The 21,756-nt window shown below is 57.2% G+C and carries 16 protein-coding genes; 10 read left to right on the forward strand and 6 right to left on the reverse strand.

Annotated features, from left to right (window positions below; genetic code table 11):
- Nucleotides 1–123: 123 nt before the first annotated feature.
- Nucleotides 124–909, forward strand: coding sequence for a substrate-binding periplasmic protein (locus ACO05M_RS10570; protein ID WP_421862249.1), 786 nt, complete (start codon nt 124–126; stop codon nt 907–909).
- Here the strand turns inward: ACO05M_RS10570 and ACO05M_RS10575 are convergent.
- From ACO05M_RS10575 to mfd, 6 genes are all read right to left on the reverse strand, one after another.
- On the reverse strand, nt 899–2,500 hold the full coding sequence (locus ACO05M_RS10575) for an ABC transporter ATP-binding protein (protein ID WP_421862252.1): 1,602 nt from the start codon (nt 2,498–2,500) through the stop codon (nt 899–901). The genes ACO05M_RS10570 and ACO05M_RS10575 overlap by 11 nt on opposite strands.
- Entirely contained in the window at nt 2,497–3,528 is a 1,032-nt protein-coding gene (locus ACO05M_RS10580) for an ABC transporter permease (protein ID WP_421870728.1), read from the reverse strand. The genes ACO05M_RS10575 and ACO05M_RS10580 overlap by 4 nt, the downstream gene beginning before the upstream one ends.
- 3 nt (nt 3,529–3,531) lie before the next feature.
- Nucleotides 3,532–4,638, reverse strand: coding sequence for a microcin C ABC transporter permease YejB (locus ACO05M_RS10585; protein WP_421862255.1), 1,107 nt, complete (start codon nt 4,636–4,638; stop codon nt 3,532–3,534).
- The gene (locus tag ACO05M_RS10590) at nt 4,638–6,464 is read right to left on the reverse strand and encodes an extracellular solute-binding protein (RefSeq protein WP_421862258.1); all 1,827 of its coding nucleotides are present in this window, start codon (nt 6,462–6,464) and stop codon (nt 4,638–4,640) included. The genes ACO05M_RS10585 and ACO05M_RS10590 overlap by 1 nt, the downstream gene beginning before the upstream one ends.
- Nucleotides 6,465–7,224: 760 nt before the next feature.
- The gene (locus tag ACO05M_RS10595) at nt 7,225–8,232 is read right to left on the reverse strand and encodes a CsiV family protein (RefSeq protein ID WP_421862261.1); all 1,008 of its coding nucleotides are present in this window, start codon (nt 8,230–8,232) and stop codon (nt 7,225–7,227) included.
- Between the two features lie 16 nt (nt 8,233–8,248).
- A complete protein-coding gene (gene mfd / locus ACO05M_RS10600) occupies nt 8,249–11,692 on the reverse strand; it encodes a transcription-repair coupling factor (RefSeq protein ID WP_421862264.1) in 3,444 nt (1,147 codons plus the stop codon).
- Between the two features lie 212 nt (nt 11,693–11,904).
- On the opposite strand from mfd, the gene ACO05M_RS10605 reads away from it, so the two are divergent.
- The 9 genes from ACO05M_RS10605 (at nt 11,905) to ACO05M_RS10645 (ending at nt 21,746) form a co-directional block, all read left to right on the forward strand.
- Complete coding sequence (locus ACO05M_RS10605; RefSeq protein WP_421862267.1) at nt 11,905–12,777, forward strand: AraC family transcriptional regulator; 873 nt, start codon at nt 11,905–11,907, stop codon at nt 12,775–12,777.
- A 255-nt stretch (nt 12,778–13,032) separates the two neighbouring features.
- Entirely contained in the window at nt 13,033–14,469 is a 1,437-nt protein-coding gene (locus tag ACO05M_RS10610; protein ID WP_421862269.1) for a glyceraldehyde-3-phosphate dehydrogenase, read from the forward strand.
- Between the two features lie 356 nt (nt 14,470–14,825).
- On the forward strand, nt 14,826–16,154 hold the full coding sequence (locus tag ACO05M_RS10615; protein WP_421862272.1) for a Na(+)-translocating NADH-quinone reductase subunit A: 1,329 nt from the start codon (nt 14,826–14,828) through the stop codon (nt 16,152–16,154).
- Between the two features lie 3 nt (nt 16,155–16,157).
- On the forward strand, nt 16,158–17,363 hold the full coding sequence (locus ACO05M_RS10620) for an NADH:ubiquinone reductase (Na(+)-transporting) subunit B (RefSeq protein ID WP_421862275.1): 1,206 nt from the start codon (nt 16,158–16,160) through the stop codon (nt 17,361–17,363).
- Entirely contained in the window at nt 17,353–18,138 is a 786-nt protein-coding gene (locus tag ACO05M_RS10625) for a Na(+)-translocating NADH-quinone reductase subunit C (protein WP_421862278.1), read from the forward strand. The genes ACO05M_RS10620 and ACO05M_RS10625 overlap by 11 nt, the downstream gene beginning before the upstream one ends.
- A 2-nt stretch (nt 18,139–18,140) precedes the next feature.
- Complete coding sequence (locus ACO05M_RS10630) at nt 18,141–18,794, forward strand: NADH:ubiquinone reductase (Na(+)-transporting) subunit D (RefSeq protein WP_421862280.1); 654 nt, start codon at nt 18,141–18,143, stop codon at nt 18,792–18,794.
- A gap of 15 nt (nt 18,795–18,809) precedes the next feature.
- Nucleotides 18,810–19,418, forward strand: a complete 609-nt coding sequence (nqrE, locus tag ACO05M_RS10635; protein WP_114694531.1) for an NADH:ubiquinone reductase (Na(+)-transporting) subunit E — start codon at nt 18,810–18,812, stop codon at nt 19,416–19,418.
- A gap of 51 nt (nt 19,419–19,469) precedes the next feature.
- Nucleotides 19,470–20,696: an NADH:ubiquinone reductase (Na(+)-transporting) subunit F gene (gene nqrF, locus ACO05M_RS10640; protein WP_421862284.1), complete on the forward strand. Its 1,227-nt coding sequence runs from the start codon at nt 19,470–19,472 to the stop codon at nt 20,694–20,696.
- A gap of 18 nt (nt 20,697–20,714) precedes the next feature.
- A complete protein-coding gene (locus ACO05M_RS10645) occupies nt 20,715–21,746 on the forward strand; it encodes an FAD:protein FMN transferase (RefSeq protein ID WP_421862286.1) in 1,032 nt (343 codons plus the stop codon).
- Nucleotides 21,747–21,756 lie beyond the last annotated feature (10 nt).

Raw genomic sequence — 21,756 nt, forward strand, 5'->3', positions numbered from 1 at the left:
TCCCTCTGCGTAGCGGGCAGACGACGGTCATCTCTGCTTGCTACCGGATCCTGGCTAAGGGAGCCTGTTGGAGGCCCGTTGGTCTAGCCTGTACAGAACATCAATAGTCGGAAAGGAATCGGTGTGGCCTCTGTGTTTCGGTCGGTAGTCTCGATAGTTGTCATCCTTCTCAGTCTCTCGGTGCAAGCCCAGGCCGAAGGCGACTCTACGGCTTCGGTTCTCTTAGCCTTAAAACAGGATTCGCAACCCAAGTATTTTCTCAATGCCCTCCAGCGTCAGGGTTTATGCGATCGGATCTATGCCGAATTAAGCCAGCGCCTGGCCCAGCGCCATATTGAGCTGCAGGTACAGCAACCCTTTGTTCCGATCAAGCGGTTGCTGAAGCAGATTGAACACGGGGCCGCCGATCTGTTCTGTGGTGCCGGTCGAAATGCCGAGCGGGAAGCCCGGTTCCACTACCTCAGTACCCCGGTATACGAGGTCAGTAATGTGGTGCTGGCCCACAGGGACGAGCCCCTGACGCCGCAGACATTCGCCGACCTGGCTGCGATCGACCATGCGGTCGCCATCATTGATGGAACCTCTTCGGGGCGCTTTTTGCAGCGGCAGGGAGTCGAGCCGGGTGCCCTGTTCAACGAGATCAACCGGGCCATCAAAGCGGTGGCGGATAATCCGCGGGTGCGATTCTTTTATTACCATGACCTGGGGTTGAATTACGCCCTGATCAGCCATAAAAACCTGCCGATTCGGGTCGTACCCAGTCGCTTTAGAACCGTGCCGCAGTGGATTCTGGTCAGTCGCCAGACACCGGACAGCTTGCGTCAGGCATTGGAAACCACATTGGCGGAGATGCAGGCGGACGGGACTCTGGCTGCGATCGGAGCTGAATTCCTCGCGCTCAAACCGTAAAAGCGGCCTGCAACAGCTCACGGGTGTAGGCGTGGGCCGGGGCATCGAACAGCTGCTGTGCCGGGCCCTGTTCCACCACTTCGCCGGCACGCATCACCAACAGTTGGTGGCTCAGTGCTTTCACCACCGCCAGATCATGGCTGATAAACAGGTAGCTCAAGCCGTGGCGCGCCTGTAATTCCCGCAGCAGCTCGATAATCTGTGACTGCACGGTGCGGTCCAACGCCGAGGTGGGTTCGTCGAGGATAATCAGTTTCGGTTTCAACACCAGTGCCCGGGCAATGGCGATCCGTTGTCGCTGGCCGCCGGAAAACTCGTGGGGATAACGCTGGCAGGCATCGGCATCCAATCCCACTTCCCGCAGGACTTCGACCACCATCTGTGGTCGCGTGCCAGGATCGCCGATACCGTGGATCTCCATCCCTTCGCTGATGATCTGCTCGATCGTCATCCGCGGGCTCAGGCTGCCGTAGGGGTCCTGAAACACAACCTGAAGTTCGCGTCGCAGTGGTTTGAACTGTTTCTGATTCAATCGGTCGATTCGCTGCCCCTCGAACTCGACGCTGCCTTCGCTGCTCAGCAGTCGCAGAATGGCCAGTCCAAGGGTGGTCTTTCCCGATCCGGACTCGCCGACAATGCCCAGGGTTTCGCCGGGTCTCAGCCTGATATCCACCCCGTTGACCGCTTTGACATGGTCCACGGTGCGTTTGAGTAAACCTTGCTTGATGGGGAACCAGACCCGCAGCTGATCGGTACTCAGCAGTGGCGTCTCATCGCCGTTCAATGGCTTGGGCTGGCCGGTCGGTTCAGCATCCAGCAGCATTCGGGTGTAATCGTGCTGGGGGTTGCCGAACAGAGCGGCGGTATCGTTGTGTTCAACCAGCAGGCCCTGGTGCATCACGCAGACACGATCGGCGTAGCGGCGCACGATATTGAGATCGTGGCTGATCAACAGGATCGCCATGCCCAACTTCTGTTGCAGCTCGCGTAACAGCTGCAGAATCTGTTGAGCGATGGTCACATCCAGCGCCGTGGTGGGCTCGTCCGCGATCAGGAGTTCCGGTTCATTGGCCAGCGCCATGGCGATCATCACCCGTTGGCGCTGGCCGCCGGACAGTTCGTGGGGATAGCTGCTCAAACGGCTTTCGGGCTCGCGGATGCCCACCAGTGTCAGCAGCTCCAGAATTCGCTGACGGGCATCAGCGCCGGTCATGCCTTTGTGCAGCAGCAGGGTTTCACCGATCTGTTTTTCCAGTGTGTGCAGCGGATTGAGCGAGGTCATCGGTTCCTGAAAGATGATGCTGATCCGGTCGCCGCGTAGCTGCCGCATACTGGCTTCGTCGGTCTGCAACAGATCCTGGCCACGATAATGGATCGAGCCCCCCGGGTGGTCGGCCTGGCGCAGCAACTTAAGAATCGATAGCGCCGTGACCGACTTGCCGGAACCGGATTCGCCCACCAGTGCCAGGGTTTGTCCCGCCTGGATGTCGAAACTGACTCCTTTGACGGCATCGGTGGCCTGGCCCTGCTGGTGGAATCGCACCCGCAGATCCCGGACTTTGACCAAAGGGTCGGTGCTGGCGTTATTCACAGTTCTTTCCTCGGATCAAAGGCATCCCGTACCGCTTCGCCGATAAAGATCAGCAGGGTCAGCATCACCGACAGGACGATAAACGCGCTCAGTCCCAACCAGGGGGCGTGCAGGTTGGCCTTGCCCTGGGCCACCAGTTCTCCAAGGGATGGAGAGCCCGGCGGCAGCCCGAAGCCGAGAAAGTCCAGCGCGGTCAGGGTGACCACGGAGCCGTTGAAGATAAACGGCATAAAGGTCAGGGTCGCCACCATGGCGTTGGGGAGGATGTGGCGGAACATGATCAGGCGACTGCCGAGCCCCAGTGCCCGGGCGGCGCGAACGTATTCTAGATTGCGGCCACGCAGGAATTCGGCCCGTACCACATCGACCAGCTGCATCCAGGAGAACAGCAGCATAATCCCCAGCAGCCACCAGAAATTCGGCTCCACAATACTGGCCAAGATGATTAGCAGAAATAGTACCGGCAAGCCGGACCAGATCTCGATAAAACGTTGGAACAGCAGGTCGACCTTGCCGCCGTAATAGCCCTGGACTGCGCCGGCGATCACACCGATCACCGAGCTGGCTGCGGTCAGAATCAGCGCAAACAGCATCGAAATCCGAAAACCGTAGATCACCCGGGCCAGTACATCGCGCCCCTGGTCATCGGTGCCGAGCCAGTTCTCGATGGTGGGTGGGGAGGGCGCCGGTACCGGCAGATCATAATTGATGGTGTTGTAGCTGAAGCGGATCGGCGGCCACAGCATCCAGCCGCTGCCCTGTTGTTCAATCAGCTCCTGAACATAGGGGTCTTTATAGTCTGCGCTGGAGTCGAATTCGCCACCGAAGCGGGTTTCGGCATAATCGTTCCAGAGCGGATAGTAGAGCTGTTGCTGGTAGCTGATCAGCAGCGGTTTTTCGTTGGCGATCAGCTCGGCGCCGAGGCTGAGGATAAACAGGCTGCTGAGCAGCCATAGTGACCAGTAGCCGCGGCGATTCTGCTTGAAGCGCGCCAATCGGCGCTGATTGATCGGGTTGAGCGGTTTCAGCGGTCAGCCCTCCCGACTTTCGAAATCGATCCGGGGATCGACGATGACATAGCAGATATCCGATACCAGTTTCAGTAGCAGGCCGATCAGGGTGAAGATATATAACGTGCCGAAGATCACCGGGTAGTCACGATTGATGACCGCCTCGTAACCCAGCAGGCCCAGGCCATCGAGGGAGAAGATCACTTCGATCAGCATCGAACCGGTAAAAAAGATGCTGACCAAAGCGGCAGGCATGCCAGCGATGATCAGCAGCATGGCGTTGCGGAACACGTGGCCGTAGAGTACCTGATTCTCGGTCAAGCCCTTGGCGCGGGCTGTCAGCACATACTGCTTGCTGATCTCGTCCAGAAAGCTGTTCTTGGTCAGCATCGTCAGGGTGGCGAAGCTGGAGATCACAGACGCCAGCACCGGCAGGGTGATGTGCCAGAAGTAATCGCCGATCTTGCCGAGCAGGCTCAGCTCGTCGAAATTGGGCGAGGTCAGCCCCCTCAGCGGGAACCAGTCGAAATAGGTGCCGCCGGCGAACAGTACGATCAGCAGGATCGCAAACAGGAAGTTCGGGATCGCGTAGCCGACGATAATGGCCGAGCTGGTCCAGACATCGAAAGGGGTGCCGTCGCGGACCGCTTTTTTGATGCCCAGTGGAATCGATACCAGGTAGGTGATCAGCGTGGCCCAGAGTCCCAGCGAGATCGACACCGGCAGCTTCTCGATGATCAGATCGACCACCCCTTTGTCGCTGTAGAAACTGCGGCCGAAATCGAACATCAGGTAGTTCTTCAACATCTGGCCGAAGCGCTCCAGCGGTGGTTTGTCGAAACCGTAGAGCTTCTCGATCTCGGCAATCAGCTTCGGATCCAGACCCTGCGCCCCCCGGTAACCGGAGCTCTCGCCGTTCAGGCTCTGGGTGTTGCTTCCCTGGCTCAGATCGCTCTGGACCGAGCTGCCGATTCGGCTGGTAGCATCGGTGTTGAGACCCTGCAGGTGGGCGATGGTCTGCTCCACCGGGCCGCCCGGTGCGGCCTGGATGATGATGAAGTTGATCGTGAGAATGCCCAGCAGCGTTGGAATGATCAGCAGCAGGCGACGGAAGATATAGGCAGCCATCAGGGGTGGCTGCCTCCATTGCTGTCAGCGCCGGGCTTCAGCCACCAGGTATCAAAACCGAGTGAGTAGAGTGGGCGGGTGTCCGGCATGCCGAATTTGTCCCAGTAGGCGATCCGGTAGCTGTTGATGTGGTACTGGGGAATCAGGTAATGATTCCATTGCAGCGCCCGGTCCAGCGCCCGGGTGCGCAGCACCAGCTGCTCACGGCTCGGCGCGCTGATCACCTGATCGACCAGATAGTCGATCGCCGGGTTTTTAATCCCTATCAGGTTACGGCTACCCTGAATATCGGCCATGTCCGAGTGCCAGAACTCTCGCTGCTCGTTTCCGGGTGAGTTCGACTGGCCGTAGCTATACACCATCATGTCGTAGTCGAAGCTACGCAGGCGGTTGATATATTGGGACACATCGACGATCCGGATCCGGACATCGATCCCCATCTTCTTCAGGTTGCGGATAAAGGGGGCCACCACCCGTTCAAACTCTTTCTGCACCAGCAGCAGCTCGAAGTTGAAAGTCTGGCCATTGGCGTTGGTCAGTTTTCCCTGCTTGATCTGCCATCCGGCCTGCTTCAGCAGTCGCAGCCCCTGGCGCAACTGCTGGCGTAGTTTGCCGCTGCCGTCGGTGTTCGGTGCACGGTAGACCTGGGTAAATACCTCCGTCGGCAGCTGATCGCGTATCGGCTCAAGAATCTTCAGTTCTTCGGCGTCGGGTAGCTCGGTGGCGGCCATTTCCGAGTTGGAAAAATAGCTGTGGGTTCGGGTGTAGGCGTTGTAGAAGATGTTTTTGTTGGTCCACTCGAAGTCGAAGGCGTAGGCCAGCGCCTGGCGAACCCGGCTGTCAGCAAACAGCGGGCGGCGCGAATTCAGGATAAAGGCCTGCATGCCGGTGGGATTGCTGTGGCGAATCTCATCGCGGAGGATCTTATCGTTATCGAACATCGGGCCGTTGTAGCTGGTGGCCCAGTTTTTCGATGAGGTCTCCTGTCGGAAATCGTACTCGCCGGCTTTGAAGGCCTCCAGCGCTACGGTGGTATCGCGGTAATAGTCGTAACGTAGCTGGCCGAAATTATGACGCCCACGGTTAACCGGCAGATCGTGCCCCCAATAATCGTCACGCAGCCGATAGGTCAAGGCGCGGCCGGGATCGTAGCTGTCGATCAGGTAGGGACCGGAGCCTACAGGTACTTCCAGGCTGGGGCTGCTGAAGTCGCGATCCTGCCAGTAGTGTTTGGGTAGAATCGCAACCTCACCGACGATCAGCGGCAGTTCGCGGTTTTGACTCGGCTTGAAGCGAAATTCGACGGTTCGATCATCGATCGCTTCGATTGCTTCGATATCGGCATAGTAGGCGCGGTAGAACGGGTTGCCCTGCTCGCGTAGCAACTTAAAGCTGTAGATCACATCGTCGCTGGTGACCGGTTTGCCGTCACTGAAGCGGGCCGCTTCACGGATTTTAAAGCGAATCCAGCTGCGGTCTTCAGGCATAACGACCGACTCGGCCAGCAGACCGTATTGACTGAAGGGTTCGTCTTCCGACTTAACCATCAGGCTGTCGTAGATCAGGCCGACGCCGGCAGCCGGGGTGCCCTTGATGATAAAGGGATTGAAGCTGTCGAAGGTGCCCAATGCCCAGCGCCTGACGATGCCGCCTTTGGGGGCATCGGGATTGGTGTAGTTGAAATGATCAAAGTCGGCCGGGTATTTGGGGGTTCCATGCATGGCGATGGCATGTTGAGGCTGAGGTTCGGCAGCCATGGCCAAGGGGGCCTGTGTGGTAACGAGCAGTACGAGGCTCAGCAGAGCAGTTTTAATCGGGGCGACCATGCCTGGGATCCTTATCCGTGACTTCGATCCGGAAATTATGCAATCAGAACGTCTGAGCTTATCAAACAAGTCGTAGGTGGTTCGAGCCTGAAACCCTCACTGAGTTCCGTTAACAGATGAATCTAGAGGGATTATTCATGCTGTTTGGATAAAGAATAGTCGTTAGGTTGGACACCGCGACGGGATTTTGATCAGGACGTGATCAATGCTGACTTTATGCCATCAGATGGCCGAGAGTGCGCAACCTGATAGGGAGATTTTTAATAAAGGAGAGATGTTGGCAGTCAAAAACAAAAAGCCCCGGGGGACCGGGGCTTGGACGCAAAAGATCGTCTAAAGAATGATGAGGATAAACATCACACAATTGCTTTCGCAGGTGTGTACGCTGAAGACCGAAAGGGTCTCAGTTGAATCAAATTGCACGGATAACAAGTTGATTCAACTGAAACCGATCTGAAGGTTTCCCTCGTCGATCAGCGATAGAAGGCATATTAGGCGCACCATGCATTCTTGGCAAACGACGGATTTTCAGATAATAGATGAGAAAAACTAAACTGACAGGGTTGTTGGTCTTCTTCAGGTAGGTCGCTTTGACCCGTGCGGAGGCCGGGTGGCCGTCTTGATGGGATCGCTTCATGCGGGGCCGAGCACCGCGTATCCGAATAGCTGTCGATAAAAACGGTTGGTTGAAAAAATGCGCTCGCCAGCGGAAGAGGTTTTCTCACGCTGGAGAGAAGAACAGGCTGTTTAGCCTGGTCGCTTAGCCCCGGCTCTGATCGCTTAGCTCCGGCTCTTCAGCGGTGACGGTCTCGGCGGGCGCCTCAATGACGGCTTGTGCTGACGGTGGCTCGATGGGTGTTAAGCGAATCAGTAGGCCGAACTGGGGGTGATCCAGATAATGCAGCTCGTTGCGACGCATCCGGCGGGGTTGATCCAGTCGGGTGGTCAGGTAGCCGTCAGTGTTGATCTCGGCCGACTCCGACGGCTGTGTCGGGATGGTCTGGCTATTGATGGCGATACTGTTGCTGTCGGTCTCGGCGTTGAGATCAGTAGCCTCCGCCGTCGTGGCCACTGGGTCGGAAACCGATGTGGCGGGTGTGAGGGCGGCAGGATGCCGTGGTTGCCAGTCAGCCGGAAGTGGGCGGCTTAGAAACAGGTTGGGGTGCAGATGGAGAAAACGTGCCAGCGACAGGGTTAGCTGGCCCTCCAACTCGAACAGGCCGTTGTTGAGCCGCTCACCACCACGAATCGCGATAGCTCGGTTCTTACCCGGATCATGGACCGGTTGATTCCAGGTTGCGTCCAGCAGAATGCGGTGGCCGCCCTGGCGCAAGCGTTTACGGCTGATCGGGGCGATCGGTTCTTCGTCATCATCGATTTTCAGGCGCTGGCTTGGCTTCACCAGCACGAAAGCCCCATCACTGTATTCCTGACGCAGCGGCGTCGGACGACCGTCGGTGGTTGCTGTAGCGGATTCGGCGCGGTTAGGGAGATCGCGAAGTCGTTCCGGGCTGAGCAGTTGAATGGCATTGGTATCGAAGCTTGGGCGCAGTTTTTCGTCCCAGTATTCGGCTTCCAGCGTATTCGCGGGTTGGGTGAAGACCAGCAGTTCAACCTGATACCAGTAGACCTTCTTGGCGGCGAGTTCGGTCTGTTGGGCCTGAAGCGTGCCAATGTTGAGACCGAAGACAAGCAGAGACAGCGCCGCCATCTTGGCGATGAAATTTGATCCGGTCCGGCGAGTGCTGCCGACAAAAGTGGGATTCATAGTGGTCCTGTTTCCCTTAGCTGGGGCTGATCTGCTGAATTAAGCGTTCGAGCGCCTGGAAGCGTTGCTCGGCATCGCCCATGTCGAGCTTGAATTTAAGCCGGTTGCCGCCGTCCAGTCCATAGGTTTGTGGTCGGGTTTGTACCAGCTTGACCAACACCAGCGGGTCCACCGATGTTTCAGCGGCAAATTCGAATCGGCCGCTGTCGGCGCCGGCATCGATTTTGGTGATCCCCAACGGTTGGGCCTTGAGTTTCAATCGGGTCTGGCGGAACAGGTTTTTCAGCGGTTCCGGCAGCATGCCGAACCGATCGATCATCTCCACCTGCAGCTCCTTGAGCTCGTCGCTGTTCTTGGCGCCGGAGATCCGCTTATACAGCACCAGACGGTTGTGAACGTCGGGCAGGTAGTCGTCCGGAATCAGCGCCGGCAGGCGTAGATTGACCTCGGCACCGTGGCGCAGCGGCCGCTCCATTCCCGGCGTCTTGCCAGCCTTGATCGATTCGATCGCCTCTTCGAGTAGCTCCATATACAGCGAGTAGCCGATGCCTTCCATCTGACCGCTCTGTTCGTCCCCGAGTAGTTCGCCGGCACCGCGGATCTCCAGGTCATGGGTCGCCAGAGTGAAGCCGGCGCCGAGGGTATCGGCCGCCTCAATCGCCTCCAGGCGCTTGAGGGCGTCGCCGGTCATCGCCTTCTTATGGGGCGTCAGCAGGTAAGCGTAGGCCTGATGGTGGGAGCGACCCACCCGGCCGCGCAACTGGTGTAACTGAGCCAGGCCGAACTTGTCGGCGCGTTCGATAATGATGGTGTTGGCGTTGGGGATATCGATGCCGGTCTCGATGATGGTGGTGCAGACGAGCACGTTGTAGCGCTTGTGGTAGAAATCCGACATCACCTGCTCGAGTTCGCGCTCGCGCATCTGGCCGTGACCGATGGCGATTCGTGCTTCAGGTACCAGTTCGGCCAGCTCGCGGGCGATATTGTCGATGGTTTTGACTTCGTTGTGCAGGTAGTAAACCTGGCCGCCACGAAGCAGCTCCCGCAGAATCGCCTCCTTGGCCAGGGCACGATCTTTCTCCCGGACGAAGGTTTTGACCGACAGGCGCTTGGCCGGCGGGGTGGCGATGATCGACAGATCCCGAATGCCCGACATCGACATGTTCAGCGTTCTCGGGATCGGGGTGGCGGTCAGGGTCAGGATATCGACGCTGGCCCGCAGCTGTTTGATCTTCTCTTTCTGGCCGACGCCGAATCGGTGTTCTTCGTCGATAATCAGCAGCCCCAGCGCCTTGAAGTCGATCTGGCTGGAAAGCAGCTTGTGGGTGCCGACGACGATATCGACCCGGCCCTCGTTGAGACCCTGAATGGTCTTGTTGGTCTGGGCACCGGTACGGAATCGCGATAACACTTCGACATTGACCGGCCAGTCGGCAAAGCGATCGGCGAAGGTCTGGTAATGCTGCTGGGCCAGCAGCGTGGTCGGTGCCAGGATCGCGACCTGGAAGCCGTTCTGAACCGCCACGAAGGCTGCTCGCAGTGCCACTTCGGTCTTGCCGAAGCCGACGTCGCCACAAACCAGGCGATCCATCGGGGTCGGTGCGGTCATGTCACGGATCACTGCATCGATTGCCAGTTCCTGATCCGGGGTCTCTTCAAACGGGAAGTCGTCGGCGAAGATGCGGTAGTCGGTATCGCTGAGTTTGAACTGCTTGCCTTCGCGGGCGGCGCGGCGGGCGTAGATATCGAGCAGCTCGGCGGCGGTATCGCGGATCTTCTCCTGCGCCTTGCGCTTGGCCTTGCTCCACTGTTCGGTTCCCAGCTTGTGCAGTGGCGCCAGGGTATCGGAGGCACCGGAGTAGCGGGAGATCAGGTGCAGCGAGGAAACCGGCACATAGAGCTTGGCGCCATCGGCGTACTCCAGGGTCAGGAATTCGTTGGCCTGGCCCTCCAGCTCCAGGGTCTGCAGGCCGAGGTAGCGACCGATGCCGTGCTGGTCGTGGACCACCGGGGCGCCGATCTGGAGTTCGGTCAGGTTGCGGAAGATCAGATCGGTATTGTCGGAAGCCTTCTGTCTGCGGCGGCTCTGCATCACCCGTTGGCCGAACAGTTGGCTTTCGGTAATGATCTCCAGTTGGGCTTCGGGCAATGCCAGCCCCTGCTGCAGCGGTCCGACCAGGATCGTCAGCGGAGCGTCCGTTGCGACAAACTGCTGCCAGCTGTCGACCGGTTCGGGGTTCAGGTTGTAGCGCTGCAGTAGCTCCAGCAGGGCTTCGCGGCGACCGGCGGATTCGGCCAGCAGCAGGGTGCGGTGCCCGGATTGGCTCAGGTGCAGTTGCAGCTTGCTCAGCGGTTGATCGGCCTTGGCATTGACCGGCAGTTCCGGCGGCGCCTGCAACGGCGGTTGATGGCCGTGCTTACGGGCGACGGATGTCAGGCTGAAATCGGTGCGGGGCAGGGTTTTTAGGCCGGCGAACACCAGTTCCTGCGCGATAAAGGCTTCGTGGGGGGCGAGGATAGGGCGTTCGATATCGTAGCGGCGACTCTCGTAGCGGCTCTCGACTTCGCTCCAGAACTCCTTGAGCCCTTCTTCCAGCCCTTGCTCGGTCAGCAGCTGGGTACCTTGCGGCAGAAAATCGATCAGGCTGGCCGTCTGCTCGAAGAACAGCGATTGGTAATACTCGATCCCGGCCGGCGCGATGGCGTTGCTGATATCCTGATAAACCGGGCAGTGGCGTGGGTCGACATCAAAGCGCTCGCGCCACTGTTGGCGGAAATGGGCGATGGCGGTTTTATCCAGCGGGAATTCCCGTGCCGGGAGCAGACGGACGGAATCAACCTGCTCGATGGAGCGCTGATTCTCCGGGTCGAAGGTGCGCAGGCTGTCGATCTCGTCGTCGAACAGGTCGATCCGGTAGGGGAAGCTGGAGCCCATCGGGAAGATGTCGAGAATCGATCCCCGTACGGCAAATTCGCCATGCTCGTAGACCGTATCCACGGCACGGTAGCCATTATCGGCCAGGTTGCGCCGCAACTGCTCCAGATCCAAGATCTGCCCCTTGTCCATCACCAGCGAATGGGCGGCGATAAAGCTGCGTGGCGGCAGCCGCTGCATCAGGGTCGTGGCCGGAACGATCAGCACGGCCTGTTTCAACTGGGGCAGTCGATTCAGGCAGGCCAATCTTTGTGAGGTGATGTCCTGATGGGGAGAGAAGTTGTCGTACGGCAGTGTCTCCCAATCCGGGAGGCTCAACAGTTCCAGTTGCGGGCGGAAAAAGCCGAGCGCGGCCTCCAGTTGAATGGCCGATTCGACGTTGCGGCTGACAATCAGGGTCAAGCCCGAATGTTGATCGGCCAATTCGGCCAGCAGCAAGCCGGCGGAGCTTCCGCTGAGATTGTCGATATAACGGGTTTTTGAGGCTGTGATGGCCGGGAGGCTGGAGCTGAGGAGCAATGGCATGGATTGTCTTGAAAACTAACGAGTGGTGGCAGAGCAAGGCATTGTAGCCGTATCGTGCGAATCCGCAATTCGGATTCTATTCGCTGCGACCATACTGGGAGACAAACTGAAGCAGGCAGGGCGGCGCTTTTGTCGGGGGGGGAAAACGCAAGAATTGTTAAACCGGCTCGTGGTAGCTTGCGGTTTCAGGTTGGATAGCGAGAGCTGGGCGAATGGTTGAACGTCATCACTATCAAGCCCGTTTTCAGCGGGTTGTTGATTATATCTACGAACATCTCGATGAGCCGCTCGATCTGAATCGTCTGGCCGATATTGCCCATATGTCGCCGACCCACTGGCACCGAGTTTATCAGGCGATCTGCGGTGAAACGCTGGCGGCGACGGTCAAGCGGTTGCGGCTGCATCGGGCGGCGGCAAGGCTGATCAATACAGAATTAACGGTGGAACAGATCGCCAGGTCTTCCGGTTATAGCGCTTTATCGTCCTTCAACCGTGTGTTTAGTCAGGTCTACGGCATGCCGCCTGCGCGTTTTCGCGCCAAGGGCAGCCATTCCGCGTTTGTGTTGGCCATGACGGCCAAGGAGAGCGAGACGATGACTTCGGAGACAACTATGAATGTCAGGATTGAACGGGTCGAGCAGCCGATCGCGATGGTCGGATTGTTGCATCGGGGGCCCTACATGGAGATCGGTCAGGCCTTTGAGAAACTCAACGGCTGGCTGATGCAGGCAAATGCCTGGCCTCACCTGACGACCGTGATCGGGATTTATCATGATGACCCCTCCTGTGTGGCACCGCAGGATCTGCGATCCCATGCTTGTGCCGTCCTTAAACCCGATCATGGGCTGGTGATCCCGGAAGACCTTGAATCCTTGGAAGTGGCTGCCGGGCGATACGCTGTTTTGCGTTTCAAAGGCCCTTATGCAGGACTGCAACAGGCGTATCACTGGTTGTTCAGTGTCTGGTTACCCCAGTCCGGGGAGGAGTTGGGCGATCAGCCCTGCTTCGAAGACTATCTGAACAATCCGCGTGAAGTCGCACCGGAGGCGTTGTTGACGGATATCTATCTGCCGCTGCGGGAATAGAGCCCGAGCGTCAGATGCGAGGTGATTTCGGAGTGGATTCAACGGATAAAGGGTGCGGGCATCACAATCATTGAAGGCGCCGAAAAACTTCTGCTCGTCTATGTTCGTTATTTGCAGGATGAATGGCCCGGGATAACAGGGCTGTGGGGCGAAGAGCACGGCTAAAGTACTGCATCGGCCGGTTTGCCCGGTGGGGGAGAAAAGCGCATAATACCGCCTCCAAATTTTTCATCCTGACGACATTGGAGTGAACCCGTGAGTCAAGAGCAAGTTTTCGCCGATTGGAAAGAGCGTGAGGCCGTTGCAGAATCGATGATCCCGGTTGTCGGTCGCCTGTACCGTGACCGTGAAGTTCAGTCTTCTATCTACGGTAAGATCATTGTTAACCGTTCTGTGATCAACATCCTGAAAGCCCATAAATATGTGCGTCAGGTTGAAGGCGAAGAGCTGTCCGTACACGACACCTTCCCGATCCTGCAGGCGATGGACAACATGGATCTGGGCCGTGCCCATATCGATATCGGCAAACTGGCGGTCAAATATCGCAAGGAAGGCAATGGTCAGTCGATCGAAGCATTCCTGAATCAGGAGCTGTCCGGTGCGCTGTCCAACGGTGACGAAGCTCAACCGACCGATGTGGTTCTGTACGGTTTCGGTCGTATCGGCCGTCTGCTGGCCCGTCTGCTGATCGACAAGACCGGCGGTGGTCACAGCTTGCGTCTGCGCGCCATTGTGGTTCGCGGTCAGGGTGGCGATCTGGAGAAGCGTGCCAACCTGCTGCGTCGTGACTCCGTGCACGGTTCCTTCCTGGGTACCGTCAGCGTTGATGAAGAGAACAACACCATCACCGCCAACGGCAACGTGATCAAGGTGATCTACGCCGATGCGCCGGACACCATCGATTACACCGCTTACGGCATCAGCAACGCCGTTATCATCGACAACACCGGTAAGTGGCGTGACCACGACGGTCTGTCTTTGCACCTGCGTGCTACCGGCGCTTCACGGGTTATCCTGACTGCTCCGGGTAAAGGCGTTAAGAACATCGTCATGGGTGTTAACAACGGCGATATCGAAGCCGAAGATACCATCCTGTCCGCGGCGTCCTGTACCACCAACGCGATCACGCCGGTACTGAAAGCGGTTCACGACAAGTTCGGTGTTAAGAACGGTCATGTTGAAACCGTTCATGCTTACACCAATGACCAGAATCTGATCGACAACTACCACAAAGGTGATCGTCGTGGTCGTTCAGCGGCGCTGAACATGGTTCTGACCGAAACCGGTGCAGCGAAGGCGGTTTCCAAGGCGATGCCTGAGATGGAAGGCAAGCTGACCGGTAACGCGATCCGGGTTCCGACCCCGAACGTTTCCATGGCGATCCTGAACCTGAACCTGGAAAATGCCACCAACGTGGAAGAGCTGAACGACTTCCTGCGTGACACGGCGCTGCACTCCGGCCTGCAGAAACAGGTTGATTACAGCAACTCACCCGAAGCGGTATCCACCGACTTTGTTGGTTCCCGTGCTGCCGGTGTGGTTGATGGTCTGGCGACTATCGTTAGCGGTGAAGGCGACTCCTGCGTACTGTACGTTTGGTACGACAATGAGTTCGGCTACAGCTGTCAGGTTGTTCGTCTGCTTCAGCAGATGACCAAGTCAGCACTGCCTGCCTACCCGATCGAAGGTTAAGTTCTTCGAGTTCTAAAAAACCGCCTCCGGGCGGTTTTTTTGTGCCTGAAAATCGGTATTGGTGGTTTTTTGATCGAAGATGTTCGGGTTGTTGACTGGTGGAAAATTCGGCTTTTTCTGATCAATGGGGTGCGATTTATCAGCAATTGACAGGATTAAGCAAACTGATGACCAAAAAGGCTTTGTTTCGGCTCAGCTTACCCTTTTGGCGAGTGGTAATTCAGAGGGTGGGTCTTTATAATTACGCGGTTTTTTAGATGGGTCTCTGGGCGCGGAGAACAAACTCCCAAAGAAGGAGTGTTTGTCCGAGTCTGTGGTTGGGACCTGAAATATCAAGTTTAGATTGGGTGAGGCGCATGATCAGGATCACTAAGGGTCTGGATCTACCTATTGCCGGAGCTCCGCGACAAGCCATCGAAGATGGTGCGCAGGTAAGCTCGGTTGCCGTCATCGGATTTGATTATGTTGGCATGAAGCCGACTATGTCAGTCCGGGTTGGCGACCAAGTGAAGCTCGGCCAGGTGATTTTTTCCGATAAAAAAACACCCGGTGTCAAATACACCGCCCCCGCCAGCGGGGTCGTGTCTGCGATCAACCGTGGTGAAAAGCGTGCTCTACAGTCTGTCGTTATCGATGTTCAAGGTGACGAAGCTGTTGAGTTTGCCAAGTACGATGCCGCGCAGGTAACGCGCGAGCAGGTCGTTGAAAACCTCGTAGAGTCCGGCCTTTGGACTGCGCTGCGGACCCGTCCGTACAGTAAGGTTCCTGCGCCTGAAAGCACCCCGAACTCCATTTTCATTACTGCCATCGACACTAACCCGTTGAGCGCCGATCCGGCCGTGGTTATTGCCGAGCAGAAAGAAGCGTTCTTGGCGGGTCAGCAGATCCTGTCCAAGCTGGTTCAGGGCAAACTGTTCCTGTGCAAAGCAGAAGGTGCCGATATCCCGGCTGCTGCTGAGTCCACCGTGCAGGAATTCAGTGGTAAGCACCCGGCAGGTAACGCCGGTACCCACATCCACTTCCTGGATCCGGTCAGCGCACAGAAAACCGTCTGGAGCATCAGCTACCAGGACGTGATTGCTGTCGGCAAGCTGTTCGAAACCGGCAAGCTGTGGACCGAGCGTGTTATCGCGCTGGGTGGTCCTCAGGTGCCTGAGCCCATCCTGCTGCGTACCCGTGTGGGTGCCAACACCGATGAGCTGGTTTCCGGCCGCGTCAAAAACGCCGACAACCGTGTTATCTCCGGTTCGATCTTCAACGGTCGTACCGCCGAAGGTCCGTTCGCCTACCTGGGTCGCTACAACACCCAGATCAGCGTGCTGCTCGAAGGTCGTTCACGCGACTTTATGGGCTGGGTTGCGCCGGGTGCCGAGAAGCACTCCATGCTGAACATCGTGACCGGTAAATTCAAAGCCAACAAACTGTTCAACTTCACTACCACCACCAACGGTTCCGAGCGGGCCATGGTACCGGTAGGTCAGTTTGAAGAGCTGATGCCGATGGATATCCTGCCGACCCAGCTGCTGCGTGCACTGGTTGTTGGGGATATGGATTCAGCTATCGCGCTGGGCGCGTTGGAACTGGACGAAGAAGACTTGGCACTGTGCACCTACGCGTGTGCAGGCAAGTACGAGTACGGTCCGATCCTTCGCGATAACCTGACGCGTATCGAGAAAGAGGGCTAATCCGTGAGCATCAGAAATATTCTCGACAAAATGGAGCCGCACTTCCATAAAGGCGGCAAGTACGAAAACTGGTACGCCCTGTATGAAGCGGCCGATACCATTTTCTACACCCCGGGTCAGGTAACCAAGTCCGCCTCTCACGTGCGCGACATGGTCGACCTGAAGCGGATGATGATCCTGGTTTGGATGTGCACCTTCCCGGCTGTTTTTGCCGGTGCTTACTTCCTGGGCCTGCAAGCCAACACGGCAATCGCCGAGCACGGTCTGCAGATGGAAGGCTGGCGTGGTGCCCTGATCGGTGCTCTGGCTGGTAACAGCCCGGACAGCGTTTGGGACAACTTTATCTACGGCTTCGTCTACTGGCTGCCGATCTACATCACCACCTTTATCGTGGGCGGCTTCTGGGAAGTCCTGTTCGCGATGAAGCGTGGCCACGAAGTTAACGAAGGTTTCTTTGTTACCTCCATTCTGTTCTCGCTGATCCTGCCGCCGACTATCCCGCTGTGGGAAGTGGCACTGGGTATCAGCTTCGGTGTGGTTATCGGTAAGGAAGTCTTCGGCGGTACTGGTAAGAACTTCCTTAACCCGGCACTGACCGGTCGTGCGTTCCTGTTCTTCGCCTACCCGGCGCAGATGTCGGGTGACGCGGTCTGGACCGCCGTTGACGGTTTTGCCGGTGCGACTCCGCTGGGCCTGGCGGCCGAAGGCGGTGTTCAGAACATCCTGGCCAACAACATCACCTGGGCCGATGCCTTTATCGGTAACATCCAGGGTTCTGTCGGTGAGGTTAGCACCCTGGCTATCCTGATCGGTGGTTGCGCACTGATGTTCTTCAAGATCGCTGCCTGGCGTATCGTTGCCGGTGTTCTGATCGGTATGATCGGCACCTCGCTGCTGTTCAACCTGATCGGCTCCGACACCAACCCGATGTTCAGCCTGCCATTCTGGTGGCACCTGGTCCTGGGTGGTTTTGCCTTCGGCATGATGTTCATGGCGACCGATCCGGTTTCTGCTTCCATGACCAATACCGGTAAGTTGTACTTCGGTGCGCTGATCGGCTTCATGGTTGTTCTGATCCGTGTGGTCAACCCGGCCTTCCCGGAAGGCATGATGCTGGCAATCCTGTTTGCCAACCTGTTTGCACCGCTGATCGACTACTTCGTGGTGCAGGCCAACATCAAGCGGAGGATGCTACGCAATGTCAGCTAATAACGACACTATCAAGAAGACGCTGATCGTTACGGTCTCACTGTGTGTAGTCTGCGCAGTGTTCGTATCGGCAGCGGCGGTTGGCCTCAAGCCTATGCAAGAAGCCAACAAGGTGCTGGACAAGCAAACCAACATTCTTGCGGCAGCCAACATCGATACCGAAGGTAAAGATGTGTTTGCGCTGTTCGACGAGAGCATCGAAGCACGGGTACTGGACCTAGAGACCAACACCTGGGCCGATGACATTGATCCGGCGTCTTACGACGAATTGAAAGCAGCCAAAGATCCGAAACAAGCGGTCAAACTGAGCGCTGAGCAGGATCTGGCCGGCATTCGCCAACACGCCCGTTACAAGACCCTGTACATGGTCAAGAACGGCGACAAGATCGAGAAGCTGATCCTGCCGGTACACGGTAAGGGTCTGTGGTCAACCATGTACGGTTTCATGGCACTGGAAGGTGACCTGAACACGGTTGTTGGTATGACCTTCTTCGCTCACGGCGAAACTCCCGGTCTGGGCGGTGAAGTCGATAACCCGAGCTGGAAAGCTCAGTGGCCCGGCAAGAAGATCTATGCCGATGGCAACTTCGACAGCGCTGCGGTTGCTCTGATCAAGGGTAAGGTGGATACCTCCGCTGCAGGTTCGGAATACCAGATCGATGGTCTGGCCGGTGCGACCCTGACCTCCAATGGTGTAACCAATCTGTTCAAGTTCTGGTTGAGCGAGAACGGTTATGCTCCCTTCCTGGCTAAGCTGCGCGCGGGTGAGGTGTAATCATGGCTAAACAAACAGCTAAAGAAGTACTGACAACTCCAGTCTTGGAGAACAACCCGATCGCACTGCAGATCCTCGGTATCTGTTCGGCACTGGCTGTAACCAGCTCGCTGAATGTTGCGTTCGTCATGAGCTTGGCGGTAATCGCGGTTTGTGCGTTTTCGAACCTGTTCGTCTCGCTGATCCGTGGCCATATTCCGAACAACATTCGGATCATCGTACAGATGACCATCATTGCCTCGCTGGTAATCGTGGTTGACCAGGTGCTGAAGGCCTTTGCCTACGAGCTGTCCAAGCAGCTGTCGGTATTCGTTGGTCTGATCATCACCAACTGTATCGTTATGGGACGTGCCGAAGCCTTCGCGATGAAGAATTCGCCCGGCATCAGCTTCTTGGACGGTATCGGTAACGGTCTGGGTTATGGTGCGGTTCTGATGTTCGTCGGCTTTATCCGTGAACTGTTTGGCTCCGGCTCCCTGTTTGGCATCGAGATCTTCTCGCTGGTCAATAACGGTGGCTGGTACGTGGCTAACGGCCTGATGCTGTTGCCGCCGTCTGCCTTCTTCGTGATCGGTCTGATGATCTGGGGTCTGCGCGCTTGGAAGAGCAACCAAGTGGAAGCAGCTGACTTCACCATCGCGCCGAATACCAAGTAACAGGAGAAGAGAGACATGGAACATTATATTAGCCTGTTCGTTAAATCGATCTTCATCGAGAACATGGCGCTCTCCTTCTTCCTGGGGATGTGTACCTTTATCGCCATCTCCAAGAAGGTGCAGACTGCCATCGGTCTGGGTGTTGCCGTTATCGTGGTACTGGGTATCACCGTTCCGGTTAACAACCTGATCTACACCTACCTGCTTGCTGACGGTGCCCTGGCTTGGGCCGGTCTGCCGAATGTTGATCTGAGCTTCCTGGGCCTGATCTCCTACATCGGCGTAATCGCAGCGATGGTTCAGATCCTTGAAATGACCTTGGATAAGTACTTCCCGCCCCTCTACAACGCGCTGGGTGTATTCCTGCCGCTGATCACCGTTAACTGCGCCATCATGGCCGGTGCGCTGTTCATGGTAGAGCGTGACTACAACTTCGGTGAGTCAGTGGTATACGGCATCGGTGCTGGTACCGGTTGGGCGTTCGCGATCACTGCGCTGGCAGGTATCCGTGAAAAGTTGAAGTACTCAGATGTACCGCACGGCCTGCGTGGTCTGGGCATCACCTTCATCACTGTAGGTCTGATGTCCTTGGGCTTCATGTCCTTCTCAGGGGTACAGCTGTAAGGCTGTACCACTTTGACGACAGAGTGCGAATTTAGAAAAGGTTAAACGAACATGGAACAAATTATACTCGGTGTAATCATGTTCACGGTCGTGGTACTGGTGCTGGTAGCGGTGATTCTGTTCGCCCGCTCCAAGCTGGTTTCCAGCGGCGACGTGAAGATCGAGATCAATGGTGATCCCGAAAAAACCATCCACGCACCGGCGGGCGATAAGCTGCTGGGCACCCTGGCGGGTCAGGGCATCTTCCTGTCCTCTGCCTGTGGTGGTGGTGGTACCTGTGCGCAGTGTAAGTGTATCGTCGAAGAGGGCGGTGGTGAGATGCTGCCGACCGAAGAAGGTCACTTCACCAAAGGCGAGGCCCGCGAGGGCTGGCGCCTGTCCTGCCAGGTTGCTGTTAAGCAGGACATGAAGATCGAAGTTGAAGACGACGTCTTCGGCGTTAAGAAGTGGGAGTGCACGGTTGACTCCAACCCGAACGTTGCCACCTTCATCAAGGAACTGACCCTGCGTCTGCCTGAAGGTGAGAACGTTGACTTCCGCGCCGGTGGTTATGTGCAGCTGGAGTGCCCGCCGCACGTTGCTGCCTACAAAGACTTCGACATCGAAGAGGAGTACCACGAGGACTGGGACAAGTTCGACATCTGGCGCTACGTCTCCAAAGTCGACGAAACCGTTATCCGTGCTTACTCCATGGCTAACTACCCGGAAGAGAAGGGTGTGGTTAAGTTCAACATCCGTGTTGCGACGCCGCCTCCGGGACGTGACGATCTGCCTCCGGGCAAGATGTCTTCCTACGTCTTCAGCCTCAAGCCGGGTGACAAGGTTACCGTTTACGGTCCGTTCGGTGAGTTCTTCGCCAAGGATACCGATGCAGAGATGGTATTCGTCGGCGGTGGTGCCGGTATGGCGCCGATGCGCTCCCATATCTTCGATCAGCTCAAGCGTCTGAACTCAGACCGCAAGATCTCTTACTGGTACGGTGCACGCTCCATGCGTGAAGCCTTCTACGGTGAAGAGTTCGACCAGTTGGCCGAAGAGAACGAAAACTTCGAGTGGCACCTGGCCCTGTCCGATCCGCTGCCCGAAGACAACTGGGAAGGCTACACCGGCTTCATCCACAATGTTCTGTACGAGAACTATCTGAAGGACCACGAAGCGCCTGAAGATTGTGAATTCTACATGTGTGGACCGCCGATGATGACCTCTGCGGTTATCAAGATGCTGGAAGATCTGGGCGTTGAGCGCGAAAACATCCTGCTCGACGACTTCGGGGGCTAAGTCAGCCTGCGAATGAAGATGTTCTACATCAGATTCCGGATTGCAGCACTGTTGGCCCTGGCCGCCGTGCTGCTCACCGGCTGCACGGACGGCGACCCTCGGGTCGCCGTTCATGCTTTATCGGGGCAGACCATGGGGACCAGCTACCATATCAAGGTGGTTGCAGCCGAGGGGCTCGATAAGGCGAATCTCCAGCAACGACTTCAAGCGGTGCTGGATCGAATTGAAGCGCGGATGTCGACCTATCGGGAAGACTCCGAGTTAAGCCGGTTTAACCGGTTGCAAGGTCAGGACTGGTTTGACGTGTCTGACGAGACCGCCGCGGTGGTCAGTCTGGCCCAACAGATCAGCGAACAAAGTCAGGGCGCTTTCGATGCCACCGTTGGTCCTTTGGTCAATCTGTGGGGCTTCGGACCCGATCCGAGAATTCATAACGCCCCTGATTCAGCCTTGATCGACGAGCGCATGCAACAGATCGGCTATCAGGCCGTACAGGTACGTCAGCAACCCCCGAGTTTGAGCAAACAGCAACCCCGTAGCCTGGACCTGTCGGCGATCGCCAAGGGTTATGCGGTGGATCAGCTGGCCGAACTGCTGGCGAACGACTTCGACGGTTTTATGGTCGAAGTGGGTGGGGAGCTTAGGCTGCACGGGACTAAGCCGGGTGACAAGCCCTGGCGGATCGCGATAGAGCGTCCCGATATCGGCAGCCGAAAACTACAGCAGGTAATCGAGGTGGGCGACAATGCGATCGCAACGTCAGGGGATTACCGCAATTATTTTGAGCAGGATGGGGTTCGCTTTTCCCATACCATCGACCCCAAGACCGGTCGGCCGATCAGCCACCGTCTGGCTTCGGTGACCGTGGTCGACCCCTCCTGTGCCCGCGCCGATGCCTTCGCCACGGCGATGATGGTGTTGGGTGATGAAAAAGGTCTGGCTCTGGCAACGGAGCTGGGCCTGAACGTGTTCTTTATCGTCAAGAGCGATGAAGGTTTTGTTGAAAAGCATACCCCGGGATTCGAGCGCTTTATCAAGTCGCCGAACTGAACCGGGATGC

This window comes from Motiliproteus sp., from assembly GCF_965230735.1.
Classification (GTDB): domain Bacteria; phylum Pseudomonadota; class Gammaproteobacteria; order Pseudomonadales; family Balneatricaceae; genus Motiliproteus.

What these genes read in the sequence shown, in the direction of transcription:
- nqrF (WP_421862284.1), top strand. Translation starts at nt 19,470, where the DNA reads ATGGAACAAATTATACTCGGTGTAATCATGTTCACGGTCGTGGTACTG.
- mfd (WP_421862264.1), bottom strand. Translation starts at nt 11,692, where the DNA reads ATGCCATTGCTCCTCAGCTCCAGCCTCCCGGCCATCACAGCCTCAAAA.
- ACO05M_RS10625 (WP_421862278.1), top strand. Translation starts at nt 17,353, where the DNA reads ATGTCAGCTAATAACGACACTATCAAGAAGACGCTGATCGTTACGGTC.
- ACO05M_RS10595 (WP_421862261.1), bottom strand. Translation starts at nt 8,232, where the DNA reads ATGAATCCCACTTTTGTCGGCAGCACTCGCCGGACCGGATCAAATTTC.
- ACO05M_RS10605 (WP_421862267.1), top strand. Translation starts at nt 11,905, where the DNA reads ATGGTTGAACGTCATCACTATCAAGCCCGTTTTCAGCGGGTTGTTGAT.
- ACO05M_RS10645 (WP_421862286.1), top strand. Translation starts at nt 20,715, where the DNA reads ATGTTCTACATCAGATTCCGGATTGCAGCACTGTTGGCCCTGGCCGCC.
- ACO05M_RS10585 (WP_421862255.1), bottom strand. Translation starts at nt 4,638, where the DNA reads ATGGCTGCCTATATCTTCCGTCGCCTGCTGCTGATCATTCCAACGCTG.
- ACO05M_RS10615 (WP_421862272.1), top strand. Translation starts at nt 14,826, where the DNA reads ATGATCAGGATCACTAAGGGTCTGGATCTACCTATTGCCGGAGCTCCG.
- ACO05M_RS10630 (WP_421862280.1), top strand. Translation starts at nt 18,141, where the DNA reads ATGGCTAAACAAACAGCTAAAGAAGTACTGACAACTCCAGTCTTGGAG.
- nqrE (WP_114694531.1), top strand. Translation starts at nt 18,810, where the DNA reads ATGGAACATTATATTAGCCTGTTCGTTAAATCGATCTTCATCGAGAAC.
- ACO05M_RS10590 (WP_421862258.1), bottom strand. Translation starts at nt 6,464, where the DNA reads ATGGTCGCCCCGATTAAAACTGCTCTGCTGAGCCTCGTACTGCTCGTT.